The organism is Stenotrophomonas sp. STEN014 (assembly GCF_056760315.1).
This window is the reverse complement of the sequence record NZ_JBRREN010000005.1, coordinates 184487-205821: the sequence shown is the minus strand read 5'-3', so window position 1 is coordinate 205821 and position 21335 is coordinate 184487. Positions and strand designations below refer to the sequence as shown.

Sequence of the window (21335 nt, the reverse complement as noted above, 5' to 3'; positions counted from 1 at the left end):
GCCGCTTGCATCTCCGTATCGAATACCGAGGTCGAACATGAGTACTGCTCCGGACACCGCCAAGAGCGGCAAGCTTGGCAACGTGGGAACCAACTTCTGGTTGATCCTGCTGGTCATATCGATGATTGTCTTCGGCGCCAATACCGGTGTAGCGACCTGGCAGGGCAGCCGTCTGGCCGGTGCCAGTACCGAAGCGGCCGACTTGCAGGTGCTTTCCCAGCAGCTGGCCAACCAGGGCCGGGAGGCGGTGAGCGGTAATCGCGATGCCTACAGCGCTTTCAAGGACACCCGCAGCCGCGTGGAAAGCGCCGTCAGCGGCCTGAAGGGCCGCTACGGCAACGAAGCCGGCGTGTCCAAGCCGCTGGGAACGCTGGTCGATACCTGGAAGCCGCTTTCCAAGAGCGCCGAGCAGATCGTGGCCAGTGAGCCGGCGGTGCTGGCGCTGGCCGGTAATGCCGACAGCTTCGTCGGCGCGGTGCCGCAGCTGCAGGCCCAGTTGAACGAGGTCGTTCGCGCCATGACCGCCGGCAGTGCGCAGTCGGCGCAGATCTACAACGGTCTGCAGCAGGTGGTCGTCGCGGGCACCATGGCTCGCCGTGTGACCGAGATCCGCGCCGGTGGTGCCGGCGCCAGTGGCGCCGGTGATGCGCTGGCGCGCGACATGGTGGTTTTCTCGCAGGTGCTTGAAGGGCTGCGCCAGGGCAACGACGAGCTGGGGATCAGTCCGGTGCGCAATGCCGCCGCGCAGGTGGCGCTGGAACAGTCCGCCAACCAGTGGGCAAAGATGAAGAAGGACGCCGATGCGATCCTGGCCAGCTCGCGCCAGCTGTTCGCCGCGCAGTCCTCGGCCGCGGCGCTGACCGCCGGTTCGGACAAGATGCTGGCTGACAGCAAGAAGCTGTTCGATGCGTTCTCCGCTTTCGGCTCGACCCGTGATACCCGCCTGTTCCCGAACTTCTGGTGGAGTGTGATCTTCGGCGGCCTGTCGCTGCTGTCCATCATCGGTTTTGTGTGGAGCTCGGTGCGCAGCCGCTCGCGTGAGCAGGATCTGCGCTACCAGACCCAGGTGGAATTCAACAGCCGCAACCAGCAGGCGATCATGCGGCTGCTGGACGAAATCAGCTCGCTCGGTGAAGGCGACCTGACGGTGAAGGCGTCGGTGACCGAGGACATGACCGGCGCCATCGCCGACGCTATCAACTACGCGGTGGACGAGCTGCGCCACCTGGTGACCACGATCAACGACATCTCCTCCAAGGTGGCGGTGTCGGCCCAGGAAACCCAGGCCACCGCGATGCAGCTGGCCGAAGCGGCCGGTCACCAGGCCGACGAGATCACCAGCGCGTCGGACCGTATCGGCGAAATCGCAAGCTCCATTGAGCAGGTCTCGCGCAACTCCACCGAATCGGCCGAAGTGGCACAGCGCTCGGTGGTGATCGCGACCGAAGGTGCCGGGGTGGTGCGTCAGACCATCCAGGGCATGGACCAGATCCGCGACCAGATCCAGGAAACCTCCAAGCGCATCAAACGTCTGGGTGAATCCTCGCAGGAGATTGGCTCGATCGTGGAACTGATCAACGACATTTCCGAGCAGACCAACATCCTGGCGTTGAACGCCGCCGTGCAGGCGGCATCCGCGGGCGAGGCCGGCCGTGGTTTTGCGGTGGTGGCCGACGAAGTGCAGCGACTGGCCGAACGTACATCCGGCGCAACGCGCCGGATCGAAGGTCTGGTGCAGGCGATTCAGGCCGATACCAACGAAGCGGTCACCTCGATGGAGCAGACCACCGCCGAAGTGGTGTCCGGTGCGCGCCTGGCCGAGGACGCCGGTACCGCGCTGACCGAAATCGAGCGCGTGTCCAACGCGTTAAACAACTTGATCAAAAACATCTCCATCGCCGCCAATCAGCAGGCGTCGGCGGCTACCGACATCACCCAGACGATGGGCGTGATCCGGCAGATCACCGGCCAGACCTCTCAAGGTGCGGGACAGACGGCCGATTCGTTGGGTCAGCTGAACCAGCTGGCCGCCGAGCTGCGTCGCTCGGTGGCCGACTTCAAGCTGCCGGCCTGAGCCGGTTGATCGGGCGGGGATGCAAAGGAATCAGCAGATGATGTGTCGTCATACCGCAAAGCAGGGCCGCCCGGACGGCATGCAATCGATGCTGTACAGGGGAGTGCGATGAGTACCTTGCGCGATGCCATGAGCCACGCGGCACTGGGCTGGGTGAAGCCGGAGCTGGATGAGACCCTGCGTCTGGTACGCAACGAGGTCGAGTATTTTGTCGAGGACCCGAGCGATACCAGTCGCATGCGCTTCTGTGCCGGCTACCTGCACCAGGTGCAGGGCACGTTGCGCATGGTCGAGCTGTATGCGCCGGCGATGGTGGCCGAGGAGCTGGAGTCGCTGGCCAACGCCGTGCGCGATGGTGCGGTGCCTGATCGTGACGAGGCCTGCGCCACGTTGATGCGCGGCACGGTGCTGTTGCCCGACTATCTGGAGCGCCTGCAGAACGGCCATCGGGATATACCGATCGTGCTGCTGCCGCTGCTCAACGAGATCCGCAGCGCGCGCGGTGCTGAGGGCATCAACGAGAGCGTGCTGTTCGCCTTCAATCCCGATGCCGGTGATGCCAGCCCCGCCGAGCTGGAGCATGCCCGCGGCAGCCTCAGCGGGCGCAACCGTGAACTGCTTGATACGGTCGGCAGCGCGGTGAAGGAAGAACTGCTGCGGATCAAGGATGCCCTGGATCTGCACATGCGCATGGGTGGGGCTCCGGCCGATCTGCAGACGCAGGTCAGCGAGCTGGGGGCTGTGGCCGACACCTTGGGCGTGATGGGCCTTGGCGTGGCGCGCGGCGTGGTGGTGCAGCAACGCGATGCCCTGCGCGAGGTGGTTGCCGGCACCCGCGCCATCGATGACAACCTCTTGCTGGATATCGCCGGCGCGCTGCTCTATGTGGATGCCTCGCTGGATGACCAGGTGGCGTACCTGGGCGCGAACCTGCAAGGTGACGAGGATCCCGGTGCGGTGGAAACGCGCCGCACGGTGGAAATCCTCGCCCATGAGGCCATCGCCAATTTCGCCGCCGCGCGCGAAGCGTTCGTCGCGTTCATCGAGACTAACTGGGACCATGAGCGCCTGCGGGAAGTACCGCGCCTGCTTGGCGAGGTTGCCGGAGCGCTGCGCATGCTGGATCTGCAGACGCCGGCGGACTACCTGCATGGCGTGCAGCAGTACATCGATATCGAACTGATCGGCCGCAAGCGCATTCCTGGCGGTCGCCAGCTCGACACCCTGGCCGATGCCATGGCCAGCTTGGAGTATTACCTGGAGGCCCTGCGCGAACGCCGCGCGGGTCGCGGGGAGATCCTGGAGATCACCCGCAACAGTCTGGAAGCATTGCGTTACTGGCCTGTTCCCAGTGCTGCATCGGCCGAGTTGCCGGACAGTCCTGTACCGGAGGTGGTGGTCGACGAGGCTGCCCCCGCCAATGTGGTCGCCGCGGCAGAGCCGGCCGATACGCCTGCTATCAGCGCGGATCCGCCTACCGCTGTGGAGCCGTTGGACGTTTCGCCGGAGCTGCCGGCACGGGCGGTCTATCCGCTGGTGTATGCCGAGGCCATTACCGGTAAGGCGATGGCTGCGGTTGAGCCTCCGCCGCTGCCGTTCGGCGAGCAGGACAGCCATGCCTCGCCATTCGATCCGGTTGCGGCAGAGGAAGACTCGGCAGTGCAGTCGGCAAGCTACACGCTTGCGCCGATTGTCCTGGAAGGCGCCGGGTCCGGACTGGACGAGATGGCCAGCCCGGAGCTGGAAGCATTCCATTTCCATGCAGCTGCGCACAACCAGACGGCCTCGCCGTCCCACCGCGACACCTTGCTCGATGCTGGTGCCGGCATGGACGTTGATCTGGCGCTGGTAGAGGAAAACACCGCCACGGCAGAACAGCCGGTCTACACGTTCGATAGTGGCCCGTGGCAACTGGACGAAGTTCCGTCGCCGACGGTTGAGCCTGTGGTCGAAGGCATCGAGACCATGGTGGTCGACAGCGGTCTGTTTGAGCTGGAAGCAGCTGCGCCGGGTCCGGAAGAGGCCGAGCCCCAGCCGCCCGTGTTGGACGTTGTGCCGTTGCAGTCTTTCGCACCGGCATGGGAGATCGTTGACGACACCATCCACGCGATCCCGGCAGTTGAATCGCCAGATGACTCCGCCCCCGTCCCGCGCATGGACGAGATGGGCAAGAACGCGGTTGCATCCGCGCTGGCGATCGCGTTGGGCGATGTGTCCTCCACGCCGGTTGATGCCGACGCAGCCGCCGCTGGCGATGCCGGGTCGCCGGAGGATATCGAAGTGGCCGCGTTCATAGCCGAGCTCAATGCCGCTGCCGATGCATTCGATCCGTTCGCTGCGCCGGCAACGGATGCACAGCCTGCTGAAACCACCGCAGAGTCTGCCCCGGTGCAGGGGCCGGTCCTGGAAGGCGGGTTCGAAGACGGTGCCGACGAGATCGATCAGGACATCCGAGATGTCTTCATCGAAGAATTCGACGAGGAACTGGTCAACCTCGGCAACCTGCTGCCGGTCTGGCGCGCGTCCCCGGGCAATGTGGAACGTCTGCGTCCGGTGCGGCGCGTGTTCCATACCCTCAAGGGCAGTGGACGACTGGTCGGCGCACGTACGCTGGGTGAATTCAGCTGGAAGATCGAGAGCATGCTCAACCGCGTGCTCGACGGCAGTCGTCCGGCGAGCCCGGCCGTTGTCGCGATGGTCAACCAGGCCTACGAGGTGTTGCCACAGCTAAATGCCGCGTTGCGCGGCACCGGCACTATCCGCGCGGATCTGCTGGCTATCCAGGATGTGGCCGATCGCGTTGCCGCAGGCGAGGAGGCGTTCTATGCGCCTGTGGTCGCAACGTCGACCCCCGCGATATCTGCTGGTCCCGCGTCCGGCGTGGTTGAGATCGTCGAAGGCACACCGGCATCGGTGGACAGCGTACTGCGCGAAATCCTGGAAGCCGAGGTCGCGCAGCATCTGGCCACCGTCCATGACTGGCTGGATCAGGCGCAGGTGCAACCACAGCCGGTGACGGAAGAACTGTTGCGCGCGGTGCACACCATGAGTGGTGCGTTCGCGATGACGGATGTGCCGGAAATCACGTCGGTAACGGCGCCCATGGAATCGTTCGTAAAGCGCTCGCTGGTGGCCGGACTGACGCCGGGGGGCGATGCGGTACAGGCGCTGAGGGAGGCCGCTGCGGCGGTATCGACAACCATTTCCGCGTTGCAGCAGCCTTCCCCGTTGATCCCCTCTTTCGCGGCATTGGCGGCCCGACTGGAAGCGCTTGTCGACACGTTGCCCGAGGCCAAGTGGCCACCGGTTGTCGACGAGACGTTCGAGGAAGATCGCTTGGCCGGGGACATCGCGGCGGACGGCTCGGGTGTTGCCGACAATGGCGCGCCGGTCGAGCTGGAACACGCAGCAGCCGAGCTGGGCGGTGTGCAGGATCTTTCCGCTTACTTCGACCCCGGTTTCCTCGTTGATGCGCCCGATGCCGCTGTGGCAGCCGCTCCTGAAATCGGGCAGCCGACACCGCCTGTTGAGCCGGATGCGCCATTGGCCGAGGCATTTGCGCCGTCGCTTGTCGATGGCACCGACCTGTCTTCCGATACGCTGCTGTTGGATGTCCACAGCGAACAGACCGTGCTTGAGGAAATCGATGCCGGCATTGAAATGCCGGTCCACGAAGAGGGCAGGGATGTTGTCGCTTCTTCGAATTCCGACAGCGACCTGTCGGTCCCCAGAGAGGACCTGACCGCTTTGGAGCCCGTGGCGGAGACAGCCGGTACCGCTTTGCAGCCGGATCCGCCGGTCGAGCAGGACAACACGGTGGATGCGCCCGACGCCCACGATACTCCGGCTCCATCGCTGGCAGATGCTTCCGGGTTGGTCGAGGAAAATGCGGCGGGCGAGATGGATGGCGTGGAAGCCGTTGATGCGCCGGCGCAGGATGTCGCCTTCGCTACGAGCCCGGCGGTTTCCGTCGCGGATGTCGCCATGCCGCCACAGGCTGATGATCTGCCGGTACCTGCCGCGGATGAAGAAACGGTATTGGGTGAGCCGGAGTTGTTGCAGCCGCTGGTCGCGGATGCGACTGAGTCTGAGCGTGACCAGGAAGCGATTGAAGTTTCAACGGAATCGGTTGACTCGGACGTAGACGCCATCCCTGCCGAAGCCGAAGCCGAAGCCCCGGTTGTTCTGGCACCGCTCACCGCGCCGCTGGAAGAGGCTGTATCGCCAAGGATCAGCAGTGCGCCGGCTTCTATCGATGCCGGTCCGCTGGACTTCAATGATCTGGATCGCGAACTGGTCGATATCTTCGTCGAGGAAGGCAAGGATCTGCTTGATCACTGCGATGGCTTGATCAGCGCGCTGCGTGCCTCGCCCGAGGACCGTGAACTGTTGGCGGGATTGCAGCGCGACCTGCACACCCTCAAGGGCGGCGCGCGGATGGCCGGTATCAACGCCATCGGTGATCTTGGCCATGGCATCGAGTCGCTGCTGGAAGCGGTCGCGGCCAACCGTACCGAGATCACGCGTGGCGACGTGCAGCTGCTGGAACGTGGCTTCGACCGTCTACACCAGTTGTTGATCCGCACCGGCGAACATCGTGCGGTGCAAATGCCGTTTGATCTGATCCAGGCTTTCGATGCGCGTACCCAGGGCCGTGCGGACGCTCCGGCTGCGTGGGTGGGCGAGCCAGTGCCGGTCAGCGATGGCCCGGCACCCGTGCAGGACGAGGTTGTCTCGCACGTGGTGACCGTGTTGGAAGAGCCGCTGGAGCCGCAGCCGGTGGCCGATACCGGCATCGCCGCCGAGCCGCTGTCCGCGCCGCTGGTCGAACAGCAGGTTGCCGAAGAGGAGGGCGCTTCGCGTGGCCAGGAACAGGTGCGTGTCCGCGCCGATCTGCTGGACCGGCTGGTCAACCACGCGGGCGAAGTGGCGATCTACCGCTCGCGTCTGGAACAGCAGCTGGGCGCATTCCGCGGCGCCATGGCCGAGCTCGATCGCACCAACGCCCGTCTGCGCGATCAGTTGCGCCGTCTGGATCTGGAAACCGAAGCGCAGATCGTGGCGCGTTACCGTCGTGAGCAAGAGCAGGCCGATCACACGTTCGACCCGCTCGAGCTGGATCGCTTCTCGACGCTGCAGCAGCTCAGCCGCGCGCTGAACGAGTCGGCCGCCGACTTGGGTGGCCTGCAGGGCGTGCTGGACGATCTGTCACGCAATTACGATTCGCTGCTGCAACAGCAGTCGCGTGTCAGTTCCGAGCTGCAGGATGGCCTGATGCGTGCGCGCATGGTGCCGTTCGATGGTCTGGTGCCGCGCCTGCGCCGCGTGGTGCGTCAGGCGGCTCAGGATATCGGCAAGCAGGTGCATCTGAGCCTGGACGGTACCCACGGCGAGCTGGATCGCAACGTGCTCGATCGCATGGTCGCGCCGCTGGAGCACATGCTGCGCAACTCGGTGGCCCATGGGCTGGAATCGCCGGAGCAGCGTGTGGCCGCCGGCAAGCCGGAAGAGGGCCAGATCACCTTGCGCCTGCGTCGCGAAGGCTCGGAGATCGTGCTGGAAGTGGCCGATGATGGCGCCGGTCTGGATCGTGAGGCCATTCGCCGCCGCGCCGAGCAGCGTGGTCTGCTGGTCGCCGGCGAACATATTGACGATGGGCAGCTGGACGGGCTGATCTTCGCCTCGGGCTTCAGTACCAGCGAGCAGGTCAGCCAGCTGGCCGGCCGTGGCGTCGGTATGGATGTGGTACGCAATGAAGTCCGCCAGCTCGGTGGCTCGGTGGACATCCGTTCGGTGCGTGGCCAGGGCGTGACGTTCACGCTGCGCCTGCCGCAGACGCTTGCCGTCACCCAGGCCGTGTTCGTGCGTATCGGCGAAACCACCTTCGCGGTGCCGGTTGCCTCGGTCAGCGGTATTGGCCGGATTTCGCGCGAGCGCTTCGAGTCCGGTGAGAGCCGTTACCACTACAACGGTGAGGACTTCACGCTCTACGACCTGGGTACGCTGGTCGGACAGGCCGCGGCCAAGGCCGAAGGGCAGCCGCAGATTCCGCTGCTGCTGGTGCGGGCCGGTGATCTGCGTGCGGCCGTGGCGATCGACCAGGTGCTCGGCAACCGCGAAATCGTCGTCAAGCCGGTTGGCCTGCAGATCGCATCGGTGCCGGGTATCTACGGCGCGACGATCACCGGCGAAGGCAACGTGGTGGTGATCCTGGACGTCGCACCGCTGGTGCGTCGCTATATCACCCAGCCGCAGGCCGTGGTGCAGGTGGTCGCAACCCAGGGCCAGCGTCATGTGCCGCTGGTGATGGTGGTCGACGATTCGCTGACCATGCGCAAGGTCACCAGCCGTGTGCTGGAACGCAACAACTTCGACGTGGTTGCCGCGCGCGATGGTGTCGAGGCGCTGGAGCTGCTGGAAGAGCGCGTGCCGGACCTGATGCTGCTGGATATCGAAATGCCGCGTATGGATGGCTACGAACTGGCGACCGCGATGCGTGCCGACGAGCGCTACAAGAGGGTGCCGATTGTGATGATCACCTCGCGCAGTGGTGACAAGCACCGTCAGCGTGCGTTCGAGATCGGCGTGCAGCGCTATCTCGGCAAGCCTTACCAGGAGCTGGATCTGATGCGCAATGTCTATGACCTGCTGGGGATTGCCCGTGCTCGCGAGTGACAACAACGGCGCTCGGCCGGTGGCTCTGCTGGCCCGCGAGGGCGCGGCCCGTGACCGCCTGCGCGATGCGGTGGCCGCCGCTGGCGGCCAGGTGGTGCTGGAGGATGATCCCAACACGCTGGATGCCGCGGCACTGGATGCCTCGGCAACCGAGGTGGTGCTGGTGGCGTTGGAGCCGGCGGTCGAGGATGCGCTCGAACGGCTGGATGCCGTGCTGGAGTCACCGCGCTATACGCTGATGTTCGAAGAGGCTGAGATCATCGCCCGACGCGAGGGCTGGGAATCGCAGCGTTGGATCCGGCATCTTGCCGCCAAGTTGCAGGGGCACGGCAACGTCTTGCCGCCGGGCCCGGAAGACGATGCCGCCTTGCAGCCGGAGCCCGGCATGCCGGTGCGACCGGCTGAACTGCACGTCGATGCGCCGCTGCAGTTCCATCTCGACGAAGCGTTCGAAGCGGCAGACACGGTGCCTGCCGATGGCCTGTATTTCGCCCCTGCAGAGGAACGTCAGGCGCCGGAGGTCATGAGCTTTGAAGAGTTGATGGCCAAGGCACAGACCGAGGAATCCCCAGCGGCCACGGCCCAGGAAACCGGACCGTTGCCCCCGCCGTTGCCGCCGCTCGAGGATCCGCCGCAGGGAATGGTGGACACGCAGGTGCCCGCAGGTGCCGCGGCTGCTGCAGGCAGCTACAGCAGCTGGTCGTTGCTGGAGGACGATGCCTATGTCGCCCCGGCGGCGCCGGTGGAAGCGGCTGCGGCCGAGAACCCCTCCATTGCCAGCCTGCTGTCGAGCTCGTTGTCGCTGGTGGAGCTGGAACCCGAGTCGGGCGAGTCCGCCGGTGGCCCGGTGCTGGTGCTGGCAGGTATTGGTGGTCCCGATGCGGTACGGCGCCTGTTGAGCGGGTTGCCGGAAGACTTCGCCCGCCCGGTGCTGGTGCAGATGCGTCTGGATGGGGGACGTTACGCGAATCTGGTCAAGCAGATGGCGCGGGTCACGGCGCTGCCGGTGTTGCTTGCGGTCCCTGGACAGGTGGCTGAAGCGGGAAATGTGTACGTGCTGGCCGATGCTGTCGGACTGGAGCCGGACGGCGCCGGTCTGCGTTTTGTGGAGGCGTCCGCGCAGTTGATCACGGCCCTGCCGGCGGCAGACAGCGCGGTGGTGATGCTCAGTGGTGCCGATCCGGCGCTGGTGCCCGAGGTGCTGGCATTCGCCGCGCAGGGCGGTTGGGCCGCAGGCCAGACCGGTGACGGTTGCTATGACCCGGAAGCCGCCAGCCAGCTGGTGGTGGCGGGCATGCCCGGTGGTGATCCGGAATATCTGGCAGGCGAACTTGCCACGCGTTGCGCGCAATAGTCCGCACCGCTTCGATCAAGGAACAGACGATGAGTTATGCAAGCAACGATGAAGTACGCGGCGTCCTGATCCAGGCCGGTGCCGAGCGCGTGCTGTTGCCCAATGCCACGGTCGCGGAAATGATGTCGCGCGTCTCGGTGGAGCCGATTCCCGATGTCCCGGAGTGGCTGGTCGGCCAGATTGCCTGGCATGGCTGGAACGTGCCGCTGCTGTCCTACGCCCGCTTCAGCGGACATGGCCAAGAGCAGGTCTCCGGCAACAACAAGGTGGTGGTGCTCAAGGCGCTGGGCGGCAATGCGGACATGCCCTATTTCGCGCTGCTGACCCAGTCGTTCCCGCAGCTGATCGCGGTGCCGCGCGATGGCCTGTTGGCCGACGCCTCCGAGGAGAGCCTGCCGCAGGGCGTGCACATGCGTGTGTTGCTGGGCGAGCAGAGCGCGCTGCTGCCGGATCTGGATGCGATCGAGGCGGCGGTGATCGCCGCCCTGGCCGCTGCGGCCTGAGTCCCCTTCGCTCAGAGATCACCCAGCCGCGCCTGCAGCGCGGCAATGGCCGCCAGACCGGCGGTTTCGGTGCGCAGAATGCGCGGCCCCAGCTGCAGGCCCTGGAAGCCGGCCTCCTGCAGCTGCTGGCGGTCGCGTGGCGACCAGCCGCCTTCCGGACCGATGGCGATGACCACACCGTTGGCCGGGGCCTGCGACAACGAAGCCAGGCGGTGCGCGCCGAGCGGATCCAGCGTCAGCCGTAGCGTGTCGGCCGGCAGCGTATCGACGGCGACCGCCAGGGATTGCGGTGGTGTGAGCGCCGGGATCCGTGCGCGGCCGGATTGACCGCAGGCCGAGCCGACCACGCTGCGCCAATGTGACAGCCGCTTTTCAGCACGGGCGGCATCGAGTTTGACCTCGGTGCGCTCGGCGTTGACCGGGATGATCGCGCTCACGCCCAGTTCGGTCGCCTTCTGCAGGATCAGATCCATCTTCTCGCCACGGGCGATGCCCTGCAGCAGGGTGATGGCCAGTGGCGATTCGTTGTCCAGCGGCTGGGCGTCATCGATATGGACCTGCGCATCGCGCTTGCCCACCGTGGTCAGGGTGGCGGCATAGTCATGGCCGTTGCCATTGAACAGCACGCAGCGGTCACCTTCGCGCAGCCGCATCACCCGCACCAGGTGGTTGGCGGTTTCTTCAGGCAGGGAGAGTGTTTGTCCGGTGTGGAGCGGAAGGTCGATCGGGCAGCGGGTCAGGCGCATGCGGAGGTCTCGCGGGTAGTGGCACACGTCAGTGCGGCCGGGTCTGCTAGCATTTCGGGCTCATGAAAACCTCATCGCCCCCGCGCATTCTATCGTCGGCCCGTTGCGCTGTTGCCCGGAGTGGCGCATGAGCCGGCGTCTGCCTGTCATCCACAAGGTGACCTCGGAAAACATCGGGCCATTCCAGCAGGAACAGCTGGATCTGGAGTTTTCCAACGGCGAGCGCCGCCATTTCCAGCGCCTGGTGGGCCATGGACATGGCGCCGTGGTGGTGGTCCCCATGCTGGATGAGGACACTGTGCTGCTGGTGCGTGAATACGCCGCAGGCCTGCATCGCTATGAACTTGGCCTGGTCAAGGGGCGCATCGATGAAGGCGAAAGCGCGATCGAAGCGGCCGACCGCGAGCTCAAGGAAGAGGCCGGTTATGGTGCCCGCCAACTGGACGTGCTGCGCATGCTGACCCTGGCGCCTACGTATATGAGTCACCAGTCCTGGCTGGTGCTGGCGCGCGATCTGTACCCCGAACGCCTGATCGGTGATGAGCCGGAGGAGCTGGAAGTGGTGCCCTGGAAACTGGCCGAGCTGGATCAGTTGATGTTGCGCGAGGATTTTTCCGAAGGCCGCTCGCTGGCGGCGTTGTTCATTGCCCGCGAGTGGCTGGGGCGAGCGCGATGAGGCCGTTGCAGGCGGATGTGCGGGAAGCGGTGATCGACATCGCCCATCGCGCCGGAGCGGCGATCCTGCAGGTCTACGCCAACGGTTTCGACATTGAACACAAGGCCGATGACAGCCCGGTCACCAGCGCCGACCTGGCCGCGCACCAGCTGATCGTGCAAGGCCTGTCGCAGTTGAGTCCGGACATTCCGGTGCTGTCGGAGGAATCCGCCCAGCTGCCGTGGGAAACCCGGTGCAGCTGGCAGCGCTACTGGCTGGTGGATCCGCTGGATGGCACCCGCGAGTTCATCAAGCGAAACGGTGAATTCAGCGTCAACATCGCCTTGATCGACGACGGACTGCCGGTCTTCGGCGTGGTGCAGGCGCCGGTCACGGGGGTGGTCTGGCATGGCGAGCGCGGTGGCAAGGCATATAGACGCGCGGGTGCGCAGCAGGAGCCGATCACCACCCGGGTGCCGCCGGCGCAGCCGCTGCGCGTGGCCGCCAGCCGCTCGCACCGCAGCGCACGTACCGAGGCGCTTCTGGCGCGGATGGGCGAGATCAAACTGGTCGCGCAGGGCTCGTCGTTGAAATTCTGCCGCATCGCCGAGGGCACGCTGGACGTGTATCCGCGGCTGGGGCCGACCAGCGAATGGGACACCGCCGCCGGCCAATGTGTGCTGGAGGCGGCCGGTGGCGTGCTGCTGGCGGCCGACAGCGGCGAGCCGTTCCGCTACAACCAGCGCCCGCGGCTGCTCAATGGCGATTTTTTCGCGCTGGGTGATGCGGCGTTGCCGTGGCGGGACTGGGTGGCCGGGCTGTGACGGCCTGAACCCGGGGCTCATGCCAGAAATCCCGCGCCGGCAGTGGCCGGCGCATCCGCAATGAAGGTGCTGCATACATGTTCGACATGAACGATATCCAGTCGCTGCTGCAGATCATGGCGCGCCTGCGTGACCCGCAGAACGGCTGCCCGTGGGACCTGGAGCAGGACTTCGCCAGCATCGCGCCGTATACGGTGGAAGAGGCCTATGAAGTCGCCGATGCGATCGATCGCAATGATCTGGCCGATCTGAAAGACGAGCTTGGCGATCTACTGCTGCAGGTGGTGTTCCATGCACAGATGGCCAGCGAGCAGGGGGCGTTCGATTTCGGCGATGTGGTGGCGGCGATCAGCGCGAAGATGGTGCGCCGGCATCCGCATATCTTTGCCGATGCGCAGGCTGCCGATGCCGACGCGGTATTGGCCAACTGGGACGAGATCAAGCGCAGCGAGCGTGCGGCCAAGGGCGATCTGGACGACTCGGCCCTGGCCGGTATTTCGCGCGGATTGCCGGAATGGCAGCGCGCCGTCAAGTTGCAGAAGCGCGCCGCGCGCACCGGCTTCGATTGGCCGGGCCCTGCGCCGGTGATCGACAAGCTGCGTGAGGAGGTCGATGAGGTGCAGGCCGAGTTCGATACCGCCGCCCGCGGTGCCGACAACCATGAGCGGCTGCAGGAGGAGCTCGGCGACATGTTGTTCGTCTGCGCCAACCTCGCCCGTCATGCCCAGGTCGATGTGGGTACCGCGCTGCGGTTGGCGAACCTCAAGTTCGAGCGCCGGTTCCGTGCGATGGAAGCCCTGGCCGCCGTCCAAGGCGGTATGCGGACGCTGGATCTGCCGCAGCAGGAAGCGCTGTGGCAGGCGGTCAAACAGCAGGAGAAAGGGACAGTGCGTTGAAAACGCTGGTGCTGTTCCTGCTGACCGCCTTGGCCGAGATTGCCGGCTGCTATCTGCCATGGCTGTGGCTGCGCAAGCAGGGAAGTCCCTGGTTGCTGCTGCCCGCTGCCGCCAGTCTGGCGTTGTTCGCCTGGTTGCTGACGCTGCACCCCACCGCCAGCGGCCGCGTTTATGCCGCCTATGGAGGGGTGTATGTGTGCATGGCGCTGTTGTGGCTGTGGCTGGTGGATTCGGTCCGGCCCACCCGCTGGGATCTGCTCGGCGGCGGACTGTGCCTGCTGGCCATGGCGGTGATCATGTTCGCTCCGCGCAGCCACTGAACTCCCTGGTCTGGCGCATGGGCCGGGGAGCCGCCTTCCCCGGCTTCCTCCCGACTCTTTGCATCCACACCGCACCCCTGCCCGGCAGCGAGTGCGTTTTGCGGGTAGCGGGACGTGCTGACGTACCGGTTCATGACGCTCTGGCAGCGGCAATGGGGATGGGGCATCGCCGGGCTGGTCTGTGGTTACGGCTTCACCCGGATCGGACACGTGTTTTTTTGAAACAACGGCCCGGCGACATGCAGTGAGCTCCTCTATTCACGGTCCGCGGGATGTTGGCCGACATCCTGCACGGGCGCCTGCCTTTGTGAGCCCCGGCGGCTGGCTATACTCGGCATTCGATCGTCACAAGGAGTGGGCAGATGGGAAGCGGTGCGGGTTTTCTGGCGTTGGTGGTGGCGGTGGCGGGCATCATCGTGCTGTTCAAGACGGTGCGGATGGTGCCGCAGGGCTATGAGTGGACGGTGGAGCGCTTCGGCAAATACACCCATACGATGACTCCGGGCCTGCATTTCCTGATCCCCATCGTCTACGGCGTGGGCCGCAAGGTGAACATGATGGAGCAGGTGCTGGATGTGCCCAGCCAGGACGTCATCACCAAGGACAATGCGGTGGTACGCGTGGATGGCGTGGTGTTTTTCCAGGTGCTGGATGCGGCCAAGGCGGCCTATGAAGTGGCCAATCTGGAAGTGGCGATGATCGCCCTGGTGCAGACCAACATCCGCACCGTGATCGGCTCGATGGACCTGGACGAATCGCTGAGCCAGCGCGAGACCATCAACGCCAAGCTGCTGAATGTGGTCGACCACGCCACCAATCCGTGGGGGGTGAAGGTCACCCGCATCGAGATCAAGGATATCCAGCCGCCGACCAACCTGGTGCAGTCGATGCAGCAGCAGAAGATGGCCGAGCAGAACAAGCGTGCGGCAGTGCTGGAAGCCGAGGGCATCCGCCAGTCGGAGATCCTGCGCGCCGAAGGCCAGAAACAGGCCGCCGTGCTGGAAGCCGAGGGCCGCAAGGAAGCCGCGTTCCGCGATGCCGAAGCGCGCGAGCGTTCGGCCGAGGCTGAAGCCAAGGCCACCGCGATGGTGTCCGAGGCGATCGCACAGGGCGATGTGCAGGCGATCAACTACTTCATCGCGCAGAAATATGTGGAGGCATTCAAGGAGCTGGCCAGCTCGCCCAACCAGAAGCTGGTGCTGATGCCGATGGAAGCCACCGGTGTGATCAGCTCCATTGCCGGTGTCGCCGAACTGGCCAGGGAGGCGTTCGCCAAACAGAACGAGGGCAAGCCTGCCGCACGCGGCAATCCGCCGCCGCTGGGGCGCTGAGCCATGCGCTGGGAAGTGGTGATATGGGCTTCGCTGTCGGTGGCGCTGTTTGCCGCCGAAGCGCTGGCGCCGGGTGCATTCATGCTGTGGATGGGCGTTGCCGCCACGGTGGTGTTCCTGCTGGTGTGGGCCTTTGAGGGCATGACGGTGCTGGCGCAGGTGATCCTGTTTGTGGTGCTCAGCTTCGTGTCGATCCAGATCTATCGCACCTGGTTCCGCAAGCGCGACCGGCAGAGCGATCAGCCGCTGCTCAACCGGCGCGCCGAACAGCTGATCGGGCGGGTGGTGACGCTGGAGCAGGGCATCGCCAACGGCATCGGCCGGGCCAAGATCGATGATGCGTTCTGGGTGGTGGCCGGCGTTGACCTTCCAGCGGGCAGTGCCGTGCGGGTGGTAGCCGTGGATGGCATGACCCTGAAAGTGCAGCCGGCGTGAGCCTGCCGGCGACACGCTGGTGTGGCGGTGACGCAGGTTTTAAGCGTAACCATCTGGGATAATGGCGGCCCCTTTTCCGCGGAACGGCCATGATCCAGAAGACCCTGCTCAACGAAACCCACCGCTCGCTTGGCGCCAAGATGGTCGACTTCGGCGGCTGGGACATGCCGATCCACTATGGTTCGCAGATCGACGAACACCACCTGGTGCGCACTGCCGCCGGCATGTTCGACGTCAGCCACATGACCGTGGTCGATCTGAAGGGCGCGCGCACGCGTGAATTCCTGCGCCAGCTGCTGGCCAACTCGATCGACAAGCTCAAGGTCAACGGCAAGGCGCTGTACTCGTGCATGCTCAACGCACAGGGCGGCGTGATCGACGATCTGATCGTGTACCTGCTCGGTGAGGATTTCTTCCGCATGGTGGTCAACGCCTCGACCCGCGAGAAGGATCTGGCGTGGATCGGCCAGCATGCCGCGGCGTTCGGGGTCGAAGTCATCGAGCGCGAAGACCTGGCCATCATCGCCGTGCAGGGCCCGCAGGCTCGCGCGCTGACCGCCGGCCTGATCGCTGAATCCGATCGTGCCGCGCTGGACAAACTGGCCCGCTTTGCCGCGCTGGATGTCCGCGCGGTCGATGGCGTGGACCTGTTCGTCGCCCGCACCGGCTACACCGGTGAGGACGGTTACGAAGTGCTGCTGCCGCAGACCGCGGTGGTGGCGTTCTGGAACGCGCTGTTGGCCGCCGGGGTGAAGCCCGCCGGTCTGGGCGCGCGCGACACGCTGCGGCTGGAAGCGGGCATGAATCTCTACGGCCAGGACATGGACGAGACCGTCACCCCGTTCGAAGCGGCGCTGGGCTGGACGGTGTCGCTGGACGAGGGGCGCGAGTTCATTGGCCGTCCGGCGCTGGAAGCGCAGAAGGCCGCCGGCAACGCACGGCAGATGATCGGCCTGGTGATGGACGACAAGGGCGTGTTGCGCCACGGCCAGAAAGTGCTCACCGCCCAGGGCGAGGGCGAGATCCTTTCCGGCACGTTCTCGCCGACGCTCGGCAAGGCGATCGCCTTTGCCCGTGTCCCGGCCGGTGCGCCGGACGAGGTGCGCGTGGACATCCGCGGCAAGGAAGTGCCGGTGCGGCAGGTGAAGTTCCCGTTCGTGCGTGACGGCCAGCCGCAGGCCGGTATCAATCTGTGATTCACCCGGACCGGGCGACGGCTACCCGTGCCCGGTCCGTTAAACTAGTGCTTCATCCCGACCACCGTTTTTTTCGGAGCAGTTCCATGAGCGAGATCCCAGGCGACCTCAAATTCCTCAAGTCCCACGAGTGGGCCCGCGTTGAAGGCAACGGCCGCGTCACCGTCGGCATTTCCGATCACGCCCAGGGTTTGCTGGGTGATCTGGTCTACGTCGAACTTCCGGCTGTCGGTGACACCGTCACGGTGGGTGCCGGCGCGGCGGTGGTGGAGTCGGTCAAGGCCGCCTCGGACGTGTACAGCCCGGTGTCGGGCACCGTTGTCGAAGTCAACGAAGCTCTGGCCGACAAGCCGGAAACCATCAACGAAGATGCCTACGGTGACGGCTGGCTGTTCGTGGTCGAGATGTCCGAGCCGGAACAGTTGAACGACCTGCTGGGTCCGGACGACTACGCCGAGCTGCTGGAAGACGACGCGAACTGATCGCGTTGCCATGCTGACGCGACAACGGCCGCCTTGAGCGGCCGTTGTCGTTTCCCAAGGTGTGGATGTCATCGCGGCGTGATGGCATGGCGCACTTGGCGCGACATCCACGATCGTTTTGCGTGCCGATGCAACGTGTCTGCAGCAGCCGGCAACGCGGTAGTGATCGGAGGTGGCTGGCATGCGATGGCACGAAGATGACGTGCCGCGAGCGCGAAATTTTTGCGCAGTTCGTTGGTGCTGCGGGTAAAAAATTGTCAGGTGATGATTTTTTTCAAGATCCGTATCGCGCTTCAATGCCGTTGAGGAAATGGCCGGGTGTTGGATGCCACAGTGCTGCGCAGCCGTGCGTGCACAAGCGTACCGGTGCACAAATAGTGCGGTTTTTCCGCTGTTTTTCCGCAACACGCCTTGGACGTGCGGTGGCGCCATGTTGTTCTGGCGCGTCAGTGGGGTTCTTGTCTGGGACGGGTATGGCCACTGCCGCACTGCGCTTTGCTGGGCAAGTTGCGTCGAGGTGGTTGACAGTAAAAAAAACCGTGATTAGGTTTCGCCCAGCAGACCTTTACTGCGCAAGCGAGTGAGCCGGATCAACATCCAGACGCGAAGCACAACTTGGACATCCGCCAGGATTTCTTCGATGGTGGAGCAGGCATCGCTTCCTTCGGCAAAACACTTCCTGATTTCCATCTGGCACCCGCAACGAGCATCGAAGCGGGTGTTTCTGTATCCGAAACGTTGCGCCCGACGCGACGACGGTCCTCCGCGATCCCACGCGGATTTGCTTCAACTGGGCATTTCAATTCCATAGATCACTGACGAGGAGCCACACAATGGCCACGAAAAAAGCTGCTAAAAAGCCGGCCGCCAAGAAGGCGGTAAAGAAAGTCGCCAAGAAAGCTGCGGTGAAGAAGGTTGCCAAGAAGGCCGTCGCCAAGAAAGTCGCGGTGAAGAAGGTGGCCAAGAAGGCCGTCGCCAAGAAGGCCGTCAAGAAGGCGGCCGTCAAGAAGGTCGCCAAGAAGGCTGCCGTGAAGAAGACCGTCAAGAAGGCTGCTGCCAAGAAGGTCGTCAAGAAGGCTGCGGCGAAGAAGGTTGCCAAGAAGGCCGCTGCCAAGAAGGTCGTCAAGAAAGTAGCCAAGAAGGCTGCTGCCAAGAAGGTCGTCAAGAAGGCCGCTGCGAAGAAGGTTGCAGCCAAGAAGCCGGCAGCCAAGAAGGCCGCCGCGAAGAAGGTTGTAGCCAAGAAGCCGGCGGCCAAGAAGGCTGCTGCGAAGAAGGTTGTGGCCAAGAAGCCGGCAGCCAAGAAGGTCGCTGCGAAGAAGGTCGTTGCCAAGAAGAAGCCGGCTGCCCGCAAGAAGAAGGTCGCTCCGGTTGCGCTGCCGGCCACGCCGGCGCCGCTGATCTGATCCCGCTTCACTAGCCGTACCTGAAACTCCTTCCCCGACTGCCCAGCGGGGAGGGAGTTTTTTTATGCGCGATCATCGGGAGCGGGGCGGGCGGATGAGGTTGAAGGCGATGCCGGAGCGGTCACGTTAGGGACTACCGCAGATACCGATACCCGGAGGGTCGGGTTCTGTGCGGAGCGGCCGGATCACGGCTGTCCGCGCCGCGGCGGGCTGGAGAATTCTTCTTTCAGCGCAGTGACCGTGATCCTGGAAGGCGCAAATAAAAAACAACAAAGGCGGCCATTGGCCGCCTTTGTCTGCTGGACTGTGCCGGCGCTCAGCGCGGCGAGGCCACCGCACGCTCGGAGGACGCGCCCTTTTTGCCGTCACGTGCAGGGGCACCGTCGGCCATCAGGTTGTCACTGCCGAAGTCGGTATCCACATCTAGCCAGCGCTGCGTCGGCAGGCCAATGGCGCGGTCCAGGATGGTGGGCATCATGCCGCTGGGCAGGCTGCTTTCGCCGTTCCACATGATGGCGATACCCAGGTCGCGCTCGGGCAGCAATGCCACCAGGCCACGGTAACCCTGCACGGCACCGGCATGGAACACCACCGAGTGACCGGCATAGTCGAACACACGCCAGCCCAGTGCGTAGCCTGCCGAATCCAGACGTTCACGCCGCCAGCCCGAGCGCATTTCGCCGGGGGTACTCACCAGCGGTGCGTGCAGGGTGGCCAGCAACGGCGCCGGCAGCACGTCCGGACGATAGCCGGTGTGGGCCAGCAGCCATTGCGCCATGTCGCTGGCGCTGGCATTGACGCCGGCCGCCGGTGCGACCCGGTAGTAGGTGGGCTTGGGGGTCAGCGAAACCCAGCCGTTGCGGCTGCGCACGTGCGGACGCGCCCAGCGCGAGCTGGCCTGGATGCCGGCCAGGCCGAGGCTGGCATCGTTCATGCCCAGCGGCTTGAGGATGCGCTTCTCCACCGCCTGCTCGTAGAAGTTGCCGGAGGCGGCGAACACCACATCGCCGACCAGGCTGAAGGCCACGTTCTGGTAGGCGTAGCAATCGCCAGGGGCGCACTTCAGTGGCGCGCTGGCCAGTTTCTGGGTCAGCGTGTAGTAGTCGGCGTTGGCTTCCACATCGCGGTCGTAGGCGTTGTAGGTCAGGCCGACGCGATGGCTGAGTACATCGGCGACGGTCAACGCATTGGTCGCCTCGGGCGTGGCCAGGCGGAAGCCGGGCACGTAGTCGGTGATCTTGCTGTCCCAGCGCAGCGTGCCATCGTTGACCAGCAGCCCGGCCATGGTGCCGGCAAACGCCTTGGACAACGAGGCCAGGCGGAACACGGTATGGGCGTCCACCTGTTGCGGGTTGCTGATATCGGTAACGCCATAGCCGCGCGCGGAAAGAATGCGGCCGTTGTGGACGATGGCCATGGCCATGCCCGGAACACGGTTGCCATAGGTCAGTTGCTCGGCCAGCGACTCGATCGCGGCCACATTGAACTCGGGCGACAGCGGTTGCACCTGGTCGGGCCGCAGCGCGGCGCGATAGGGCATCGGTTGCGTGGGCGATGGGGGCGGCGCGTTTTCCAGATTCACCGGCAGGGCTGCGCTGGCGGTCACGTCGATGGGCAGGTTGGCGTGGGTGGGCGTCTGTGCGGTGGACGCCAATGCGAAGGGCATCAACACCCCCAGCAATCCCGATGCCACCGGGCGGATTCCCCGGCGCGAGTTCTTTTCTTTCATCGTGATCGGTGCCTGTAAGCTACTGCCGTCGGCGATTCTAGCGCCGCTTTTCACGATTGCACAAACGGGGAGAGGATGAATGGGCATCACATTGATATTGCTGGTCTTTCTTGTGGTGGCTGTCGCAGTTATCGCGGCCGGTGTTGGCATCTATAACGGACTGGTCCGTTCCCGTAATGCGTACCGGAATGCGTTCGCGCAGATCGACGTACAGCTGCAGCGCCGCTTCGACCTGATTCCCAATGTGGTGGAAACCGCCAAGGCCTACATGAGCCATGAGCGGCAGACGCTGGAGGCGGTGATCGCCGCACGCAGCGCGGCGCAGTCCGGGCTTGCGGCGGCCAAGGCCGCTCCGGGCGATGCGGCGGCGATGGCGCAGCTGGCCGCCTCGCAGGGCCAGTTGAACGGAGTGCTGGGACGGTTGATGGCCGTGGCCGAGGCCTATCCGGAATTGAAGGCCAACCAGAACATGCTGCAGCTGAGCGAGGAACTGGGCAGCACCGAGAACAAGGTAGCGTTCGCTAGGCAGGCCTACAACGATGCGGTGATGGCCTACAACAACCGCCGCGAGACCTTCCCGGCCAATGTGTTTGCCGGCATGTTCCATTTCCCCACGGCCGCGCTGCTGGACATCCCGCTGGAAAAGCGCGAGCAGGTGCGCGAGGCGCCCAGGGTCCAGTTCTGATCCTGCGCAGGGCAGGGAAGGCCGGCA

At 64.9% G+C, this 21335-nt stretch carries 17 protein-coding genes; 15 read left to right on the top strand and 2 right to left on the bottom strand.

Translation table 11 applies throughout. The features are described from left to right. The first annotated feature begins 37 nt into the window (after positions 1 to 37). From ACVOMC_RS09255 to ACVOMC_RS09240, 4 genes are all read left to right on the top strand, one after another. A complete protein-coding gene (locus ACVOMC_RS09255; protein ID WP_481523705.1) occupies positions 38 to 2074 on the top strand; it encodes a methyl-accepting chemotaxis protein in 2037 nt (678 codons plus the stop codon). 108 nt (positions 2075 to 2182) lie between these two features. Continuing rightward, complete coding sequence (locus tag ACVOMC_RS09250) at positions 2183 to 8749, top strand: hybrid sensor histidine kinase/response regulator (protein WP_481523704.1); 6567 nt, start codon at positions 2183 to 2185, stop codon at positions 8747 to 8749. After that, a complete protein-coding gene (locus tag ACVOMC_RS09245) occupies positions 8736 to 10103 on the top strand; it encodes a chemotaxis protein CheB (protein WP_481523703.1) in 1368 nt (455 codons plus the stop codon). The genes ACVOMC_RS09250 and ACVOMC_RS09245 overlap by 14 nt, the downstream gene beginning before the upstream one ends. 29 nt (positions 10104 to 10132) lie before the next feature. Beyond that, complete coding sequence (locus tag ACVOMC_RS09240; protein WP_481523702.1) at positions 10133 to 10606, top strand: chemotaxis protein CheW; 474 nt, start codon at positions 10133 to 10135, stop codon at positions 10604 to 10606. Positions 10607 to 10617: 11 nt separating this feature from the next. Here ACVOMC_RS09240 and ACVOMC_RS09235 read toward each other — a convergent pair whose 3' ends face one another. Further along, positions 10618 to 11352, bottom strand: a complete 735-nt coding sequence (locus tag ACVOMC_RS09235) for a 16S rRNA (uracil(1498)-N(3))-methyltransferase (RefSeq protein ID WP_481523701.1) — start codon at positions 11350 to 11352, stop codon at positions 10618 to 10620. Positions 11353 to 11479: 127 nt separating this feature from the next. Between ACVOMC_RS09235 and nudE the strand changes: the two genes are divergently transcribed. The 10 genes from nudE (at position 11480) to ACVOMC_RS09185 (ending at position 18894) form a co-directional block, all read left to right on the top strand. After that, positions 11480 to 12028, top strand: a complete 549-nt coding sequence (gene nudE, locus ACVOMC_RS09230) for an ADP compounds hydrolase NudE (RefSeq protein ID WP_054660702.1) — start codon at positions 11480 to 11482, stop codon at positions 12026 to 12028. Further along, entirely contained in the window at positions 12025 to 12831 is an 807-nt protein-coding gene (gene cysQ / locus ACVOMC_RS09225) for a 3'(2'),5'-bisphosphate nucleotidase CysQ (protein ID WP_481523700.1), read from the top strand. Before nudE ends, cysQ begins: the two co-directional genes overlap by 4 nt. 77 nt (positions 12832 to 12908) lie before the next feature. Then, a complete protein-coding gene (gene mazG / locus ACVOMC_RS09220) occupies positions 12909 to 13727 on the top strand; it encodes a nucleoside triphosphate pyrophosphohydrolase (protein ID WP_481523699.1) in 819 nt (272 codons plus the stop codon). Further along, a complete protein-coding gene (locus ACVOMC_RS09215; RefSeq protein WP_481523698.1) occupies positions 13724 to 14047 on the top strand; it encodes a YnfA family protein in 324 nt (107 codons plus the stop codon). The genes mazG and ACVOMC_RS09215 overlap by 4 nt, the downstream gene beginning before the upstream one ends. A gap of 362 nt (positions 14048 to 14409) precedes the next feature. Beyond that, a complete protein-coding gene (locus ACVOMC_RS09210) occupies positions 14410 to 15378 on the top strand; it encodes an SPFH domain-containing protein (RefSeq protein WP_054659510.1) in 969 nt (322 codons plus the stop codon). A gap of 3 nt (positions 15379 to 15381) precedes the next feature. Continuing rightward, complete coding sequence (locus tag ACVOMC_RS09205; RefSeq protein WP_481523697.1) at positions 15382 to 15813, top strand: NfeD family protein; 432 nt, start codon at positions 15382 to 15384, stop codon at positions 15811 to 15813. Between the two features lie 89 nt (positions 15814 to 15902). Next, positions 15903 to 17009, top strand: coding sequence for a glycine cleavage system aminomethyltransferase GcvT (gene gcvT / locus ACVOMC_RS09200; protein WP_481523696.1), 1107 nt, complete (start codon positions 15903 to 15905; stop codon positions 17007 to 17009). Between the two features lie 86 nt (positions 17010 to 17095). Further along, entirely contained in the window at positions 17096 to 17491 is a 396-nt protein-coding gene (gcvH, locus tag ACVOMC_RS09195; RefSeq protein WP_481523695.1) for a glycine cleavage system protein GcvH, read from the top strand. 615 nt (positions 17492 to 18106) lie between these two features. Continuing rightward, positions 18107 to 18310: a hypothetical protein gene (locus ACVOMC_RS09190; RefSeq protein ID WP_481523694.1), complete on the top strand. Its 204-nt coding sequence runs from the start codon at positions 18107 to 18109 to the stop codon at positions 18308 to 18310. Positions 18311 to 18324: 14 nt separating this feature from the next. Next, the gene (locus ACVOMC_RS09185) at positions 18325 to 18894 is read left to right on the top strand and encodes a hypothetical protein (RefSeq protein WP_481523693.1); all 570 of its coding nucleotides are present in this window, start codon (positions 18325 to 18327) and stop codon (positions 18892 to 18894) included. Between the two features lie 316 nt (positions 18895 to 19210). Here ACVOMC_RS09185 and ACVOMC_RS09180 read toward each other — a convergent pair whose 3' ends face one another. Further along, entirely contained in the window at positions 19211 to 20623 is a 1413-nt protein-coding gene (locus ACVOMC_RS09180; protein WP_481523692.1) for a serine hydrolase domain-containing protein, read from the bottom strand. A gap of 79 nt (positions 20624 to 20702) precedes the next feature. Here ACVOMC_RS09180 and ACVOMC_RS09175 point away from each other — a divergent pair, with 79 nt between their 5' ends. Next, positions 20703 to 21308: a LemA family protein gene (locus tag ACVOMC_RS09175; RefSeq protein ID WP_057506036.1), complete on the top strand. Its 606-nt coding sequence runs from the start codon at positions 20703 to 20705 to the stop codon at positions 21306 to 21308. Positions 21309 to 21335 lie beyond the last annotated feature (27 nt).